At 40.2% G+C, this 17,409-nt stretch carries 14 protein-coding genes and 1 pseudogene; 14 read left to right on the forward strand and 1 reads right to left on the reverse strand.

What is annotated here, in order from left to right; genetic code table 11:
- Both AWJ19_RS34900 and AWJ19_RS24140 read left to right on the forward strand, forming a co-directional pair.
- Window positions 1-210 (forward strand): annotated as a pseudogene (locus AWJ19_RS34900) (transposase); the annotation flags it as partial.
- Window positions 211-1,586: 1,376 nt separating this feature from the next.
- Window positions 1,587-2,507, forward strand: a complete 921-nt coding sequence (locus tag AWJ19_RS24140; protein ID WP_068727728.1) for a hypothetical protein — start codon at window positions 1,587-1,589, stop codon at window positions 2,505-2,507.
- 128 nt (window positions 2,508-2,635) lie between these two features.
- Here AWJ19_RS24140 and AWJ19_RS24145 read toward each other — a convergent pair whose 3' ends face one another.
- Window positions 2,636-3,988 (reverse strand): stalk domain-containing protein, encoded by a 1,353-nt coding sequence (locus tag AWJ19_RS24145; protein ID WP_068727730.1) that lies wholly within the window; start codon window positions 3,986-3,988, stop codon window positions 2,636-2,638.
- 794 nt (window positions 3,989-4,782) lie between these two features.
- On the opposite strand from AWJ19_RS24145, the gene AWJ19_RS24150 reads away from it, so the two are divergent.
- From AWJ19_RS24150 to AWJ19_RS24225, 12 genes are all read left to right on the forward strand, one after another.
- Entirely contained in the window at window positions 4,783-5,340 is a 558-nt protein-coding gene (locus AWJ19_RS24150) for a hypothetical protein (RefSeq protein ID WP_068727732.1), read from the forward strand.
- A 1,215-nt stretch (window positions 5,341-6,555) separates the two neighbouring features.
- Entirely contained in the window at window positions 6,556-7,467 is a 912-nt protein-coding gene (locus tag AWJ19_RS24160) for a tyrosine-type recombinase/integrase (RefSeq protein ID WP_068727736.1), read from the forward strand.
- Window positions 7,468-7,704: 237 nt separating this feature from the next.
- Complete coding sequence (locus tag AWJ19_RS24165) at window positions 7,705-8,604, forward strand: hypothetical protein (RefSeq protein ID WP_068727738.1); 900 nt, start codon at window positions 7,705-7,707, stop codon at window positions 8,602-8,604.
- Between the two features lie 1,839 nt (window positions 8,605-10,443).
- The gene (locus tag AWJ19_RS24180) at window positions 10,444-10,728 is read left to right on the forward strand and encodes an MGMT family protein (protein WP_068727744.1); all 285 of its coding nucleotides are present in this window, start codon (window positions 10,444-10,446) and stop codon (window positions 10,726-10,728) included.
- A gap of 54 nt (window positions 10,729-10,782) precedes the next feature.
- Entirely contained in the window at window positions 10,783-11,517 is a 735-nt protein-coding gene (locus tag AWJ19_RS24185) for a metallophosphoesterase (protein ID WP_068727747.1), read from the forward strand.
- Window positions 11,518-12,228: 711 nt separating this feature from the next.
- Window positions 12,229-13,218 (forward strand): hypothetical protein, encoded by a 990-nt coding sequence (locus AWJ19_RS24195; protein WP_068727751.1) that lies wholly within the window; start codon window positions 12,229-12,231, stop codon window positions 13,216-13,218.
- A gap of 146 nt (window positions 13,219-13,364) precedes the next feature.
- Window positions 13,365-13,835: a hypothetical protein gene (locus tag AWJ19_RS24200; protein ID WP_068727753.1), complete on the forward strand. Its 471-nt coding sequence runs from the start codon at window positions 13,365-13,367 to the stop codon at window positions 13,833-13,835.
- 40 nt (window positions 13,836-13,875) lie between these two features.
- A complete protein-coding gene (locus tag AWJ19_RS24205; RefSeq protein ID WP_068727755.1) occupies window positions 13,876-14,142 on the forward strand; it encodes a hypothetical protein in 267 nt (88 codons plus the stop codon).
- Between the two features lie 60 nt (window positions 14,143-14,202).
- Window positions 14,203-14,424, forward strand: a complete 222-nt coding sequence (locus AWJ19_RS24210) for a hypothetical protein (RefSeq protein ID WP_068727757.1) — start codon at window positions 14,203-14,205, stop codon at window positions 14,422-14,424.
- Between the two features lie 354 nt (window positions 14,425-14,778).
- Window positions 14,779-15,696 (forward strand): hypothetical protein, encoded by a 918-nt coding sequence (locus tag AWJ19_RS24215; protein ID WP_068727759.1) that lies wholly within the window; start codon window positions 14,779-14,781, stop codon window positions 15,694-15,696.
- A 203-nt stretch (window positions 15,697-15,899) separates the two neighbouring features.
- Window positions 15,900-16,841: a hypothetical protein gene (locus tag AWJ19_RS24220; protein WP_068727761.1), complete on the forward strand. Its 942-nt coding sequence runs from the start codon at window positions 15,900-15,902 to the stop codon at window positions 16,839-16,841.
- Between the two features lie 15 nt (window positions 16,842-16,856).
- Window positions 16,857-17,213 carry a hypothetical protein gene (locus tag AWJ19_RS24225; protein ID WP_068727763.1) on the forward strand — a complete coding sequence of 119 codons (357 nt, stop codon included), beginning with the start codon at window positions 16,857-16,859 and terminating at the stop codon, window positions 17,211-17,213.
- Window positions 17,214-17,409: the final 196 nt, after the last annotated feature.

Consider the following 17,409-nt stretch of genomic DNA (forward strand, 5'->3'; position numbering starts at 1 on the left):
ATGTGGATTGGGGAGAATGAGTCCTCCAAGTTCTGGCTGAGTGTGCTGAATGAACTGAAGAATCGCGGGGTTCAGGACATTCTCATTATCTGCGTGGATAACCTGTCCGGATTCTCTCAAGCGATTGCCGCCTGCTATCCTCAAACGGAAATCCAGAAGTGTATTATTCACCAAATCCGCAGCTCCACACGGTACGTGTCTTACAAGGATACACCGACAGCAACACCAGCACCGATAGCAATATCGACACCAACACCAATGGTAACTTCAGAGCATGTGATCCTAACTCCTGAACCGACACAGGCCTCGATTATAATTCCAATTCCCTTTACACCAGAACCAACACCTAACCCGACAACGAGTATTAAGCCGACCTTTAGACCTGTAATTCCAACATCTCAGCCGCTAGACATACCAATAAAGGTATCTATTACTGCCATACCTCAGTCAACACTAATTCCGACATCTTCATGGGCTCCTGTGGTAACACCAGTAATTTCTCCAGAGGAGGCAACAGAGTCTCCGATACCCAAATTAAAAACGTTAACAGAAAAACTTGACGTTAAGCCCTACGATGCTGAAGTTAATGGAACAGTATTCGGTTATGTAATGGATAGACAGGGAAAGCCTTTAGTTGGAGTTCAGGTCGAATTACATTCAATTCCAAGGATCACCTATACTGATGCAGACGGAAAATACAGTTTTGAAAACGCAGAATTGGGTAAGCATAACTTAGTTCTTTTCAATCCATTGACCGGAGATGAAACTAATATTGAAGTTATAGTTTATGGGGAACAGCCTGATAAAGCTAATACTAAGAAAGAATCAATACAAGACAAGCACGAAGTATCTAAGGCAGTTGAAATAAATGAAAAGGTCAAAGAACAGAGGGTTGATTTCATCATTGAAACACTAAAAAAGAAAGAGGATCAAACAGTTCCGAGTCCAACTCCAATACCTCCATCTCATCCTAAACATGAGGAGCCTAGGATAGTAGCACCGAAGAAAAATATACCTACTACGCCGGTTATAGTATTGGTCCCATTCGTTATTTTGTTGGGGTATCTAAGACGAAAAAACGTTGTAGTTTATAATGAAGAAGGTTTGAGGATAAAAAAGATTCGGATAAAGCCTAAGAATGAAACTTTTATTGTTTTGACGGGTCTTGAAGCACACGAGTTTAAGATCTTATTCAAGAATCCAGGGAAGTTCAGAGCGGTTGACTTAATCATCATATTTGGTGAAATATATTCTCCGGCAGTAAGACTTATCGATGATGCAAATCACATTATTTTTAATCCAGAAGAGTAAAGAATAAGGCAAAAGCACTTCGCTAATCGTGAGGTGCTTTTTATTTCGGTTTATGGGATGTCTAGATTTACTGCATTTTAATAAAAATTTGAGAGCTATGCTTTTAGGGGCGGTAGTTTCTTCTATTCAAAAGAACAAGTGTTAGGAATTTGTACCTTATGAAGATGCAGACTAGCCTTCGTTGATGAAATAAGTTAGTACTATTAACTTTTCAATTTCAGGAGTGCATTTTAGACCTGTTTTATATTATGTAAGGAGAGGAAGGCGATGCTTGAATGAGTGCAATGATTAATAAAATGAACGATCAAAAGAGAAGTGAACCTAGTTCAAAAGATTCTCTGAATGATGACATTTCCTTTACTCTATTTGACATTAGTGAGGCTGATCTAGGCTTGGGAGTAGCAATATCACCTGATAATTATGAAGTGCTACAACCGGATGAGCCGACCTCCCCTTGCATCCAATTGCCCGTACCAGAAGATGAAGCGAAAATTGATCAACATAACTTCTCAAATGAGGGAGAAGAGACGGGACTTCCCATTAATCCACTCAATTCATCAGAACCACAAGAATCAACTGGATTAAGGATATATACTGCTGATGATAATGAGACACCAGCTAATACAATCAACTTCGAGCAAATATTAGAGCAGAGTAAAAGTCGCTTTGAAGAGTTCAAATCCGGTCTGGAAAATTTCAGAATCCTCGATACATATATGGACCCATCGAAAAAAATTCCCGATCAATCTAATAGAGGTTCTCTCACTATAGAGGCTGATGTGTCAGATGGTGCATTATTAATTAACGATTTTGAACAATTAGAGGAAATGTACAGAGAACAAACTACTCCTGTCAAGGAGCTAGTCGTTGAAGTTGACAAGACAACGGCTACAGACAGGGCTGGTAAAGCAATTAGCTGGATAGCAGAAACATTCGTTGTATCTCCAACACGATGGATAAGTAGACAATTTCACAATGGTATTAAGGAGCTCTTTAGTTTCTTAGGAGGGGTAATCAAAGTCGTGCTCGTTGCTACGTTCTTGACAACAGTACTTTCTGTTTTCTATGTGCATCGTGTTGATCCTAGTCTGGAAGTAAGTGAGATACCGTTACAAACCTACACTGTTATAAAACAAGTCGTAATTAATTTGTACAGTGATTTAATTAATACTCGGAAAAATATTATGAAAAGGTAATAGCCCATTACAATAGAAGGAACTCGATTAATTTATTTAATAAATATTTTCATGGGTATTTTAATGACTATGTCGAACCTAATAAGTGAAAAAGAGCCGAACGCCTTAACGTTCGACCCTGAATTTAATTACTGCTGATCAATGGATGCAATAAAGTTCTTAGCATCCCAACCAACCTTCGCACCTAGAGCTTCTGATGCGAATCTGAGAGGAACATATGTCGAACCCGCAGGAGTGACATAAGGGGCTTTGCTTAAGTTGATCGCTATTGTCTTTCCGTTAACCTCTACAAGCGCTTTTGTAAGACCAACCCAAAGCTGGATTTTCGTAGTTCCCTTGGTTATTACGATCTCACTGCCCTTTAAATCTTTGGTTGGTACTGGACTCCACTTGATGGTTGCTCCCATGGCTTCGAATACCCCTCTCAGAGGGATGAAGGTGCTGTTTGAGAGAACCTGAGCTTTAGGTGATAACTCTACGTACTTACCATCGATACGAACCCCTACATCCTTGACACTGAACTTCCGAGGGGCTTGGTCGTTGACCACAGGTGGCTTGGGTGCGACTGCACCAGTTGTGGTGAATGACCATGTCTTGTCGCCAGCTGTTATAGTGTAGGTCTCACCTTTAACTAGCGGACTCTTGGGAATGATCATCCAGTATTGATAACCGTACTCTCGTGTTTGAGCAGTATACGGAGACATCTTCACAATTACAGGTAACGAAACACCCTTACTGTTTTTTAAAGTAGCTGAGAGAGTTGATGGTGAGCTTGCTACCTTGTAGGAAATGATATAACCTGAGGTGCTTAAACCAGTCCCCTCCAGAGGATTCGGGTTTTCAAAACCGTCAAAAGTTAAAGGTACATCTTTCTGGCCATTGTAAGGATATACTGATGTTAGAGTAGTAGACCCCTCAATAGCGTAATTATGTACGACTATGCTCCCTGCTTGACCAAAACCTATTTGAGTCAGGTTAGGGTCTAAGAGTGCGTCCCTGTGATAAGGTGCATCTATTAAGGAGTCAACACCCTCTTCAAGAGTGTTTGCCGAAAAAGTAATACCTTCATCGACATAAGTGTACTTGAAACTATCGCCACCTCCTGCATTTGCTATTCGTGTAATGAAGCTCTCACCAGTGAAGCCCTTTTTTGAGGACACCTCTGAATGCCCATCCGATGACCCATTTACACCAAGGTAACTGGCATGGTTTGAAGCTGCTTTTGTTAAGAAAGGGTTTAAAGTTACAGTGGGAAGACCAGCCTTTGTTCGAATGTCATTCAAGTAGTTCAGAGCATTAACATTTGCCTGATTATACTCATAACCCCCTACATTGACCGCTACTTGCGTGAATGCAGTTGGAGATGTAGCGACCGCTTGAGCAAGCGTTGTCTTACCCCCTACGATTACCGTTAACGCCATAATCACAGCCGATGCCTTGACTGCGAAACGTCTACTCTTTAACACTCTATTATTCCGCATGATACCCCTCCGTCTTTTGTTTTGATGCCCAGAATAATCGCCTATGTATACCCGAATAATTCCGATAAACTAATCACTTGCTATATAAAGAGCCGTATCAATTCTACCTATATTAGTAATTAGATTCAATATATTAAATGGTTGACCAGAAACCAAACATTATGGTTAAAGGAAACAGGTCGTATTTTGAGAATATTTACATACGTTTGCTTTAGCGATGTGCAAGAAAAAAAAGATAGTCGTGGAAGTACTTAGTTTTTACTGGAAATGAACCTGCCAATCATTGAATACGACGAGTTATGTGCAGTTGGCTCAACGACATAATGAGGGAGTCACAATATTACCAAAATGAAAGATGAAAAATCACTTTTGATTTCTGATGTATTAAAGGTTTTGTATGGTAAAGATGTGCCTCTAACCGTTAAATAACTATTTTTTGCTCAAGAATACCGAGAAGGTCGGCTTTAGAAGAGTATTAAGGTAATCTTCAACGGAGCCCCTCAAAGAAGTATCCTCCATAATGAAGAAGCTAGTTGATAATGTTGTTCGATGTTTTCAACCAGTTCATAAATGGTTGTAACATGGAGTTAACAGATTTTTAGCCCGAGGAGTACATCCCGAAACTTGATCTGTCTTTCCCGCTATGTAGACTTCAAATACCTTATCCCTAAAGCGACATAAGTAATTTCATGTACCTCAGCATTTGTCAATCCAGACGGAGATGTAAGGGTAATTAGGGAGATTGAATTAGAGATGATTTATAGTATATGAAATATAAATTGGAGGGATATAGAATGAATATTGATTGGTTTAAACCTGCGGTGGGCACTCAAGTAGATACTTCGTTCAGGGTTATTGAGATTAGTAGCGCCATGTCTGAACAGCACAAAGAAATTGGTTATCATAACATTCCTTATTCGGATGAATTCATGTGTTCTTTTCTTGGGTGGCCCGGTACTTGGATTGTTAAGAAAGTAGATGTTAGAAATGCACCATACGGCATCATTTCCCAGAAGTACTTTTCATATATTTATGATCTAGAGAAAGTGATGACCAAGCTTAATTTACCGGATTTTTTAGAGGATTCACTTTATTTTTTAGAGGATACAGAGTTGGAATTAGAAACCTTCGGAGTTACTGTTCTTGAAGTAAATCACAGGCTAAGGAAGAACGAAATAATTGCCCTAACAACACTTTGTGAAAATTATTGGAGTGGATTCGCAGATGGTGTATTTATATATTCTTCAACGGAACCGACACAATGGGCTCGTTTTGAAATGATAGATTTTATCGATGATGAATTTATTTTCGATGAGCGCTGGAGTACATGTTTTACGAAAAAGGATTGTTAGCTTAATAAGTTCCTAAAGCCAGATCAGGTGTAAGTGCACCTGATCTTTTTTTTTTGAAGGTTCTATATTACAAAAAAGCACACTTAAATGAAAACTTAGAAAATGCAGAGAAGTGTAATGCTGGTAATGCTGTCGTTGTCGACATTAGAGATATATTAATGAAAGAATTCAGCTCGGCTCTGACAATAATGAAGATATTTTTTCGTAGCTATGTGATTCGATTCACCTTTATGAGTTGGAACTAAAGATGGTTTATATTAAGCGAATCTAATATTGGAGGGGAAATCGATGAGTACTAAATGGCGTAAGTTGAATTCAAAAGGTATATCAAATGAGTGGCTTCAAATTATTGAGAGTTATGATTTCAGAAAGTTTGATGAAGAGGATTTGTCTCATTACTTTACGAAACCATACTCGCATGAACTTATCTGTTCGTTTTTTTTTTAGACTTGGGTATGGTGACTCTTTTCTAGTGCATACGCATGAGCGAGCAGATGATGATGATGAAGATTTTGTTTATTTAGAAACTCAAATCTATCCTATCAGAGATCACTGGAGTTGGGGTGCAACTATTTATGAGCAAATCAATCTTGAGTTACTAACTAACAGTAGGAAGGGATCTTGTCAAACTGTGATAACCTCATATGGAGATTATTCAAAAGATCAAATTCAAGAGGTCGCTGAAATTTACTTAGTGAAATATAATCTGACTTCTGTGCTTTTCTATAATAATTACGACCAGTAGGGCTATATTTCTGTATACCCTAGTGGTGATTTGGAAGTGTCGTGGAGCCTTAATTGGAATGTCGAAGTCACAGTGGAAGCAGTTTAAGATTCGTTTAAAGGAACAGCAGTTAACTCTTAATTTGAGTTTCCTGTTGTTCAAGTTTTAATGATTACTATTGAGTCGATTAAAATTATTATTTGAATGCCGACTATATAGAAGGAACGCATCCCGGCAGTCGATTCCCTGCAAACTATTAACAGCTTCGTAAAGAACACAAGCCCCCAATGTCTATCTGAGAGCCCCTTTACAAAGTATTCCCTGTCTGCTTTTCCTAGCAAAACCCTCAATTAAAAAACTCGTCATACAATATGCATTATACGTAGAAATTACTTGAACTCACCTCCATTCCAAGCTATCATACGACAACTAATCGTCGTATAACGGTACTGGAAATTCGGTATCTAATTTAGGGATGGAGGGGTTCTGCTGTGAATATTGCTTCTGCAATCGATCTGTTTCTGCAGCACTTAGTCAATGAAGAGAAATCGGATAAAACAGTTAAGGCCTATGGGATGTGTATGAATCATTTTAAGGCTTGGCTCGACTCGTCTTGGGACGAAATATCCGATTTAGAGGATGTTACTCAGACAGTAGTCAGGGACTTTAAGTCTTATTTAGAATCTAAAGTCGTGGCCAAGACCAAACACCATTTGGCTCCAACAACGGTAAACCATTACCTGATCGCCCTACGGTCATTCCTTCTGTTTGTTCGGGGTCAGGGTGTGGTTTTTAAGTCCGATCCGGTCGCCGCGATTAAGCTCAAGGCTATTGCCAACCAAAATGAGATCAGGTGGCTTACAAATGAGGAGATCGCTAAAATCTCCCATGTTATCGAACTACTGAAGCATGCCGGAGGAACGAGGAAGACACTCTACAAAGCCATCTTTGCTATCTTGGTAAACTGCGGCTTGCGAGTAGCTGAGGTATCTGATCTTAAGGTTTCGGATGTCTTGCTCGATTCGGGGTTGCTTATTGTTCGAAGCGGCAAGGGCAAGAAATATCGTCACGTCCCATTAGGGGTGAAGACCCGAGCCATCATCCAGGCTTGGCTCAGACACCATGATGGCAGCTCGCCGTATTTGTTCTATTCGCAGCGTGACCCTAAGATGACGACCCGAGCCATCCAACATATGATGGGACGTTTATCGCGGCTTTCCAAAATCCCATTCACGGTACATCAGCTTCGTCATACATTTGCAAAGCGAGTTGCCAATGAAAGTGGTCAAATCGAAGTTGTAGCTACAGTTCTCGGTCATGCCAATATTCAAACGACTCGTTGCTACATCGAACCGTCCATTCAAGAAATCCGTAAAGTGGTGGAGGGGGTTGAAATTGAATGATCCCTAATTATCGTTCTATGATGAGATGTTCTATATGATGGACTTCATAGATAGTTGTTCGGTTCTTGGGTTGTAATCAGCTTTCCATCAGGGGATGTCATTTTAGACAAAATTCTTATTTTCTACCGAATTGGCGTGTGAAAAATTGTTGTTTGCACATGTCTTTTCAATAGAGATAAAAAGGTGTATAGTAGCCTTCAAAGTCAGTTGGTTTAAGCGAAGGGGAGAGGAACAACTATGTATCTGACTTCTGAAGAAAGACAAAATATTATTCTCAAACTTACTCAACCCCAAAAAAATGCGTTGCAGGTATTCTCCAAAATATCTCAAAAGTCTTACTTTGCGAATGTGCTTGCTTCTCACAAAGGGACTGAGCGCTATGTTTTTGAAGGTTTTATAGATCATGGTGTTGTCAGCAATGGGGTAACGTGTCTTTGTGGAAAGTCACTTAGGTATGAGTTTATCCTCAATGACGTTCGTGAAAATCGTTCGATCAGCCTTGGGAGGACACACTTCCAAAGAGAATTGGATATCCCCGATCACATTGCAAGACTTGTTACCAAGGGGCTTCATATTATTAATATTGAGCTGGATGAGATCCTGTATAGATTTGAGAATAATGAGATTGAATTGCCTGAGTCTATTCTTAAACATATTCATCGGATAGAGCTGCCAATGGAGATCCAGTGTTTACGTAATGCTCAATTGCCACTACTTGGACGACATAAGGAATACCTATTTGATCACACAAAGAAATATAGGCAACCAAAGAAACCGCTACCACAGAATGCTGAGAAGAAGTCTGGAAATCGAACACATAAGGATTCCTATAAAGAGTTTGTGGTGAAATATGGACAAGCCATAGAGGAGTACTTTCAGAAGAAAGAGACACCTAGTGATTATCTGTGCCGGAAAGAACGTAGGTTACGCAGTATTACATACCATTCTGTATATGCAATTGTTGATTATTTGATTGATAATAAGAACTTGGAAAAGAGCACAATCTTCGTAGATCATCCAGCTATCGGTGCGGTGAAGGGCTATCTCAGTAGGAACCCAGATAAGTATAAAGTACGTCCTTCTAGCGAAGGTTGCCATGAAGAAGAGTATAAGTATGTAGCTGTGCCAGGTCAATAAACGGATGAATTCAATACACTGAATTATTGTTTTTATAAGCTACACTGTAAAGTGCAAGTGCCGAGAAATCGGCACTTTTTCTTTTGTCACTGAAGTCTTAATGGTTTGATTGAGCTTAATCTGACTTTTTTTATCGCCTTAATTAAACCTAAAACCTTTCATATAACTTAACTTGTATTTGTGAGTAATCGGAGGAGAAAACATATTAAAAGTACGAATTAGTTAAGTTGATCGTGGTTATTGGAAAGGAGTGGAGACTATTGGATAGGTTAGCGGTAATTGATCTGCAACACGAGTATATGGTGATATTTAGAGAAGATGGAACAGATCAAGTTGATTCGGAATTATCAATCTTACTAAGTTTTAAGGCAAACGGTTATTTCGAGCAGCTATCTGAACTGACCCGCCTATGCGGATCAGTTTGTTGCTGAGATCGAAGGCGGATTTCAAGAGGTTCGTTTATTATTGCTTGCAGCAGAAAACAACAATTAACTTCGAGGATATTTTCAATGATTTGGTCTACATTCTGAACCATTACACCGTGCTCGACCGGTATAACCCGTATCAGCGGCTCTTTCCAGTCCAAAACTTAATAAGATGCAGTAATGATAAGGCACAGTGCCCGAGAGTTCCATAGGAGATCCGAAGTTCAGAAGGTATCCACTCCGGGCTATGCCGTCTCCATTAAATACATTAGGGGCTTTCTTAGAGAGAATCGTTCGGTTAACCTAATCTAATTTTTCTTCGAAAACCCGTGGATTTTAGTCTCCGGGCTATTTTATTTTCTCATTCAGTTCTGAGATATAAACCCTTTTAACAGTTATGGGCTGAGAACAAACATTCTATACAAGGAGATATCTGAACAGATTAATAAAGAGAAAGGAACAAGCATTCTAATCTGAAATGAGGGACACTCCCCCTCTATCTGCACCGGTAGTATCACATGTATCAGAAGCTGAACCAATCTCCTGACCCTAGAAATGAGCAGTGAATATAAACTTGATTTTATATAACACTCTTAACAATATAATCACTTTAACCGACAAACTTCCGAAATATTGATTATCTTGATATTTCGGTTATACTATATTTATTCGGTAAAAGTGATGAAACAGCTCAGGTGTAAGCGAGTTACGAATTAACTTAGAAAGCGAAGCGGTCCTTAATATCCTTAACCGTGCTCTAAAGTTTACAGCAGTTATCTAGCAAATGGAGCACTATCAGATTTTGTTCGCTACAACTCCCTTTTCAGGGGGAAGTGCTGAGAAGATTGAGGTTACGACGAATGCTGAGCTTACAGATCAAGCTTTACTGACCTTGCTAATCCGCTGTGTGTTTAGAAATACAAGAGAGGATCGAGATTTATTGCAATCGGTGAAAGATGTAACCAAGAGACAGTATCAGGAATGGAATTAATGTAGCCGATAAGATTCTGATATTGAAAGGGGTAACTTACATGCTCTTGCGACACGTTTGTGAAGTTTGTGGTAAGGAAGAGATTCTAACACCTAAACAAGCTTATAATCAAGGATGGGACTACCCACCTGGAATGGGTCAATTCAAGATTGTATCCCCTAGAACCTGTGGGGACTGTGGAATTAACGGCACTTTGTGGTGGGCATTAAACATGGAAGGACAACAACCAGCTAACCTAAACAAAAAACAGCTTCGGACTCTTGAGCGTATCTTGCAGGAGCCCGAGAGTATTAAAGTATTGCAATGACCCAACGGAAAGGGTTTGTGAATGCCTTAACTCCTGGTCTGGTAAGGCCTAATGAGATTTGATGGGTTGGACTTGGCATTAGACAATGTAACTAAAGCAATGGAGGAGTTAGCTAAATGGAACTAACAGTTGAGAAGAAGCTAAAGATCGATGAAATCGTTGTAAGTATAAAATGGGGAGAAATAACTCAATTCGGGGACATCGCTGAAATGGTTTGGGGTAAACGCTATTGTGGTAGTGTAGTTGGTAAGTATCTTTTTAGTCAGCGTGGCAGGGAAGACTATCCTTGGTGGCGAGTAGTTAATCGTGATAATCATCCGGTAGCAAGTATTGAAGCGCTATCGCGTCTGGAAAACGAGGGACATAAGATGAGGAACGGCAGAATTGTTAAGGAAAAGTAGGGTAAGAGAGACGCTTTAATAAGGGAATTGGTGTTGTTGATAGGAGGGGCTAATTTGGCGAGGACAATAGTTATTTCTGACATTCATGGCTACTACCACACGTTTGTAAACCTGCTTTCGCAGGTCGGTTATGAACCAGGAGTGGATCGGATAATTTTGCTTGGGGATTACGTAGATGGAGGCAAATTCTCACTTCAAGTTATTGATTACGTCCGTCAATTGGTCGACTCGAACGCAGCTAAAGCACTCGGCGGTAATCACGACGATATGTTTCTTGCTTGGTTAGATGAGAATGATTACAGATTGATGCCTTATACTTCTGACCGTAATGGGGGAAAGCAAACGATTCGCTCGTTCTGTCCTTGGTATACGGATGAGAGGGATGACGAGAAAGCTAGAGCTTTCATTAAGGAACACTATATGCTGCAAATCAATTTTCTCCGCAGCTTATCTGACTATTACGAAGATAGTCATCACATCTATGTACATGCAGGTGTCAATCCACAGCTAAGCGATTGGACAATGACCTCTCATAAAGACTTCCGATGGACTAGAGGGAAATTTCATAGCCATGATGGCCTTATTCCTGCTCAGAAGAAGATCATATTCGGTCATGAGGTATGTGCCCGACTGCATGGTAACGATAACTTCTCACCTTGGTTTGGCAAGCAGATGATTGGCATTGATGGTGGAGTAAAGTTCGGGTATCAACTGAATGCGTTGATGATTGATGAAGCGGTGCGGTATAGCGAGTATAGCTTGAAATTCGATCAGCAGGATCTTGCTTGATTTATCTTCGTTAAGTTGAAGGAGTACTCGATGATCTACAAATTGATTGATTCGTTATAATATACATAATGAAGGTGATGACAAAATCATCACCTTTTCTCATGCCGCAGGATATTCACCTCCCACTCGCCGGGGATCTGGGTCATAGCAATACTCAAAATGAGCGTCTACGTCAATGTTTGAGACGCTACTATGATCAAATCCTCATCGTTTTTGGAAATCATGACCTGTATCTCGGTGAATTCTTGTGAGCGTTGACATTATGAAAGTGATTTTTGTTTCTCTATGGTGCAACTTTGGACTTTACCGTTTATTACCTTTATGATTACTAGCAGGTTTCGATGAACGACTTTAACCTGATCTATCCTTTACCCGTGAAGGCTTAATGGACTATTTCGTAGCGGAACTCACTAAGCTGGAGCGGATCTTCAACCAAAGCCAGGTTATCATTACCCATGTAGGACCAGATGTATCAAGTACGCTCCAACAGTATAAGAACAGCCCTGTCTCAACCTTCTTCTACTTTGACGGTTCTGACCTACTCACCAGAGCTAATAACAAGGTCTGGTGTTATGGACACACTCATACTCTTTCCGATTATCACCACGATGATGGTTGCCGGCTCATCAACAATGCGCTCGGGTATCCAATTGAGAGTACAAGAGCCAGGATTAAAACAATCCAGTTTTAGCAAGGAAGGAGCTTACTAATATGAATAGCTTCAAATCGAGCAAACAGTATTTCACTTTACTAGACAAGCTACTTACCAAGTATGATGCTAAAAGAATGGAGAGTTTAGAAAGCCCGGCCCTCATACAATATCTCGCCAAAAAGGTAAGTTGGTTCCTAAGTCGTTTGCTCAGACTTCAAGATAATGACCTTTGGTCTTATTATGAGGGGTTCGATTTTGTGGAGGTTTTATATCTTTGCGGTAACCTATATGACTTAAATGAGCGACCGATAAATTGGAATCCGAAGGATGTAGCTCGTTTTAAGGAGTTACTCTTGAAGGTAAGAGAGTATTCAGCAGTCCGTAGCAGTCTTGTTCAGAAGAATGTCATCGACAGTATCATAACCTACCAAGATCACATTGGTGTCATTGCTGCGGCACATGGGGTAAAGCAGTTGAAGCTTTACGGCTCTGTTCTTTCCAGGACCGAGAAGCCCGATAGCAATATCGACTTTCTAGCGATTTTCGATCCGAACATTCCTTATCAGTGGGACGCCACCTTTGAGATGCAGGGAAAATTAGAAGCTATGTTAAATCGGAGGATTAGTATTTTAGATTCTCGGAGAGTCCCAGAAGTTTTCCGTCCTCAGATAGACACTGATCCCATCGACATCATGCAGTTGGAAGCCTGTCCGAGATACAGCATCACCCCGAAATCGAGTAAATTGTATTTCATCATGTTAAACAAGCTTTTCAAAGAATATGATTACGACATCGATTCTTCTGGATATGCCAACACGAGCTACGCATGCCTTGCCGACCGCATCAGTTGGTGGTTCAGCCGATTGCTCCGTTTTGAAGATAACGATTTACAGTCCCATGAGGGGTTCGACTTTACAGAAGTTTTGTACATCTGCAATAAACTTTATTATGAAGTTTTTGATCAATCACCGGAAGATATAATTCGTTTTAAGGAGTTGCTCCCCGCGATCAAGGGATATGTTGCGGCAAGGTTCTTGCAGTATAAGTAATGCATCGAAAGAAGTTTTCACTTTAAGGTATGAACCTATTCCTTTAACGTAACTTTAATCCTCAAAGAGATACAAGCTTGAATTATCTCTTTAATGGATATATAATTCCCTTCGTCGTTAAAAGAGACGAAATAGGAGGGTTGCTTATGTATAGATACAGTTTAACCTTATGGATTTCAGACGAGTCCCTTCGCAAGTCTGTCGATCTGACCAGAGATGACTATCTCAAAGCCATTGAGATTGACGGACCAGAGTACTACAATTCGGTATCCAAGCGTAGCAAGAATCCTAAAGCCATAACAGAATGTAAAGTCGATAATAGCTCAGGTGTAAGCGAGATACGAATTACTTTGGAGAGTGCAGTCGTTCTTAATACCCCCAATCGAGCTTTAAAGGTTTACAGCAGTTACCTAGCCAATGGAGCTTTATCGGATCTAGTTCGATACAAATCCCTTTTTCGAGGAAGTTCTACGAAAGTTGAGTCTTCCTTCAATGATGAGCTTTCAAATGAAGCTTTACTGACCTTGTTGATCCGCTGTGTGTTTAGAAATACAAAGGAAGATCGAGATTTGTTGCAATCTGTGAAAGACGTAGTAAAAAATCAGTACCAGGATTGAAGTGGAGGTAACTGCTTTCAATCATGAGAGGGGTATAAAAATGCTCTTGCTTCATATTTGCGAGGTTTGTGGCAAAGAAGAAATTTTAACGCCGGAACAAGGTCATGATCAAGGATGGGACTACCCACCTAAAATGGGAGGGTTTAAGGTCGTTTCTCCAAGAACCTGCGGAAATTGTTCAATTAATGGGACATTGTGGTGGGCATTTAGCGTTGAGGGCAAACAACCAGACGACCTAGATGAAAGACAGCTCCAAACGCTTAATCGTATCTTGCAGGAGCCAGAGAGTATTATGGTAACTGATTGATCTTAAAAGTATTGAAGATCGGTCATTTCGTTGAACTTATGTATCGGAGGTCTATGGGGTATGGAACGATCTTTTAATCCCTTTATTTACGGAAACGAGCGAAATGTCTATGGTGCTATGCTGACTCTGCCTAACAGCGGAGGAACGGTCGAAGAAATCACCAAAGTTTATTCTGGTTTCAAGACAGATAAAGTATCCCTAGCCCTTGAGGGTTTGGTAGCTAAAGGTATTGTAGTTAGCCAGGAATCGGTTTATATGGTTGCTGAGTCCCCCAATCGGTAGACAGAGTAGGTGAATCAATGGAGATGGCGTTCACTGAGCGTCATCTTTTTGTTTGATCCCATAAAAGGGGATCATTTAGATTATTCTCCAAGAGATTTTCGGAAATCTCGCAGTTTACGTATACTTGGACAAGCAATGATTATCGTTAAAGGGTTTAGAGGTAAATAAGTTAAGGTATGTTGACGTGCCATCTAATCACACTCATCGAGGGTGTGATTTTTCATTTGTATGTAATAGTTTGCTCAGGGGGTAACTCGGCTTTTGCAGCCTTAACTCACCCATCTTGTCCCGGCTGTATTCTAATCGAACCTGTTGTAAAATAGGTTATATGGGCTTAACTGAAGGGGAGATCGAATGTATATAAGAAATGAACGAGGATATATCGAGATCTATAGGACAACTATCATCCCGGCTCTGGAATTGGCGGTCTTTATTCGAGATACGAATGGAAAAATATTGACTGAGCATACACAGCCGATAACTTCCAAGCACGGTGAGAATCTGTTCAGTATTATGCAGGAGGAGCTTGGATTCTTCCAATTAAATGAGCAGGGAATATTCGAGCTTAAATATTTTGTTGACCCTGATCCGGAGAAGACAGCGTCTAGGTTACTTGGGAATATTGCTGAGGCTATCGTTGTCAAAAATTGCAATCGAGACAAAAAGGTTAATCGAAAATGGGCAGCCGTAGCTAGGAAAGGTAAGAATAAAACGAAAACACTTGATAAGTATCAGGCGGTAGGAACAGGACTACTCTCAACGATGAAGCAATTCCCTTCTAAGTACAATAAGACAAACCCGCAACGTGATATTATTTGGATCGATAAGAATGATAAAAAGAAGGAACTATTACAGGTTACTTCCGAAAAGACTGGGGGAGTAAGCGCCGGATTACAGTTAAAGGTTAGTAGCGCGGGTAAGAAATATATCTTAGAGGATTTGAAATCCGAAAGGTATGAGGTTCCGTTGGTATACTTTGGTTTAAAGAATGATTTCGATGAAGTTGCAAATGAAGTGTACAAGGGAAATAAAAATATCGAGATTGGCGTGGATTTTGTTAATAGTAAGGCAATTGACCGAGATTCGTATGACGAGCTATTGGAATATAAACCTTTGATCAAGGGTTTGCTGAAAGGAAGAATTAAACCCGCTGATCTATTTTCGGAAAGGGTTTTTGAGCTAATGCTCGAAGATGATATAGCGAGAGTAGCGTTAATTAAAACAGCCCTTGAAACTAAGAATAGTAAGCTTGTCACTGCAGTAAACGCTTGAGTAGGAGTTTGAATCACATAGTGTTTGGATGAAATCACACTTCCCTGAGGTGTGTTTCTTTTGCTTCCCTAAGGGGTATCCCGGCTTTTAATGCTCTCCTGCCAGATCTACCCACTCATCCCACTTGTCCAAGCATAGCGTAGCTAGTAAAATGGAAGATGTATACAGCATTTGTCGAATCGGAGTAGAAGGGGGTCAGGATTTTGGCTACTAACAAGAAAAATGGTAATCGCTTTGAGACAGATTATACCGAAGATGTAGTAGGTTTTGCACTTGATTCTTTTCTTTCAATTGCAAGTTTTCCTAGATTCAGCGTGACAATAGAGCCGTTTTCTAGAGGACAGGAACGCTGGCTTGGAGCTGATGCAAGAATCGTCAATGAAATAACTGGTTTCAAACCGTTTTATATGCAGTTCAAGAAGCCATCGGCATATCCTGATTATAGTACTTCAAACATTGTTAAGCATCGTAATTCTTTATCCCTTGAAACCAGTTCTAACACTTTATTTTTTGGATTACGTGAAAAAGGAAAGGATCATGCCGACTACCAGCATAATATCCTCTACAGATGGCGTAATCGCCTAAAGAAGTATGCCAACAGTGATGCTGTGTATGTCTGCCCGTTATTCCTAGAGCGTTCAGCATACCGGTTCCATCTTCACCTTTCGGCACTTAGAAGGTGGTCGGGGTTCGGAAGATATCCTTGGGGCAGTCGTGGAGTAACAATTGAAGATTATGGAACGCAATTTCGCTTTGCAGATGTTCCTTTCCTTGCAGAACATATTTGTATTCCACCTCATACTCTAGTATTAGATGCTAAGCATAGTTATAGCTTCACAGAAAAGGGAAAAGAGTTATGCTTTCATTCACCGACTTCTTTACCCGATGGGGTAACTCAGCTAGGATCTTGGTTTGATTCATTAGCAAGTGATATTGATTCAGACGATTACATGTTTAGTGTCCAACAGTCCAAGGACAGGTTGAAGCAGTTAATCGTTGGTGACGGGAAGGAAGAAGATGTAATCCCACATCCCGAGGGGCTATTTGGAATTGAGGATGGTATGGCAGCTTGGTCGGAATGGGGTAAATATTTAAGAGAGACTTATTCTATTCATCAGTACTTTTTCATAGTCTGGAATAAGTAGATTGGGGTGACAGTAATGGCAACGATCACGCTGTATCAAATCATCGATGGAAATGTAATGATTGATTTCAACCGATTCTGTGATAATGCAGCCAACTGTCAAGAACAAGAGATCGAGAAGGATTTTGACAATCGGAGCTATCAGGTAAATGATACGGAAGTTGCTCTTAATGAAATCAGATCCTTTATCAGAAGTTCGATAGAGCAACTCAAAAATGGAAACAAGGTTGTTTTAACAGGAGCAAATGGTAGACAGCAAAAGGTGTTTGATGATCTGGAAAGCTTCAAAGACTGGGTAAATGCTTTCTTCAGTTTATCCAGATACCAGTTCATCATGGCAAGAGTGGTCGACAAAGAGTTTAGCACTAAATAGGAATGAGTTGCAGTCGCGGAGATGGTGTCCAAGAGGCATCATCTTTTTATCCGCCCTCAATCGGGTATCGATGGAGATGTTAAATTTTTTTGCACTTACAGAAGAGCGGATAACTGTATTTTGTTCGGATCATTGTTTATGGACTGATTATTTGAAATAAACGACAGATATTTGAACAGTAAGTAGAGTTGAAATC

Origin of the sequence: Paenibacillus sp. DMB5 (assembly GCF_001517085.1) — a bacterium.
In the GTDB taxonomy this organism is placed as follows: Bacteria; Bacillota; Bacilli; order Paenibacillales; family Paenibacillaceae; genus Paenibacillus_AQ.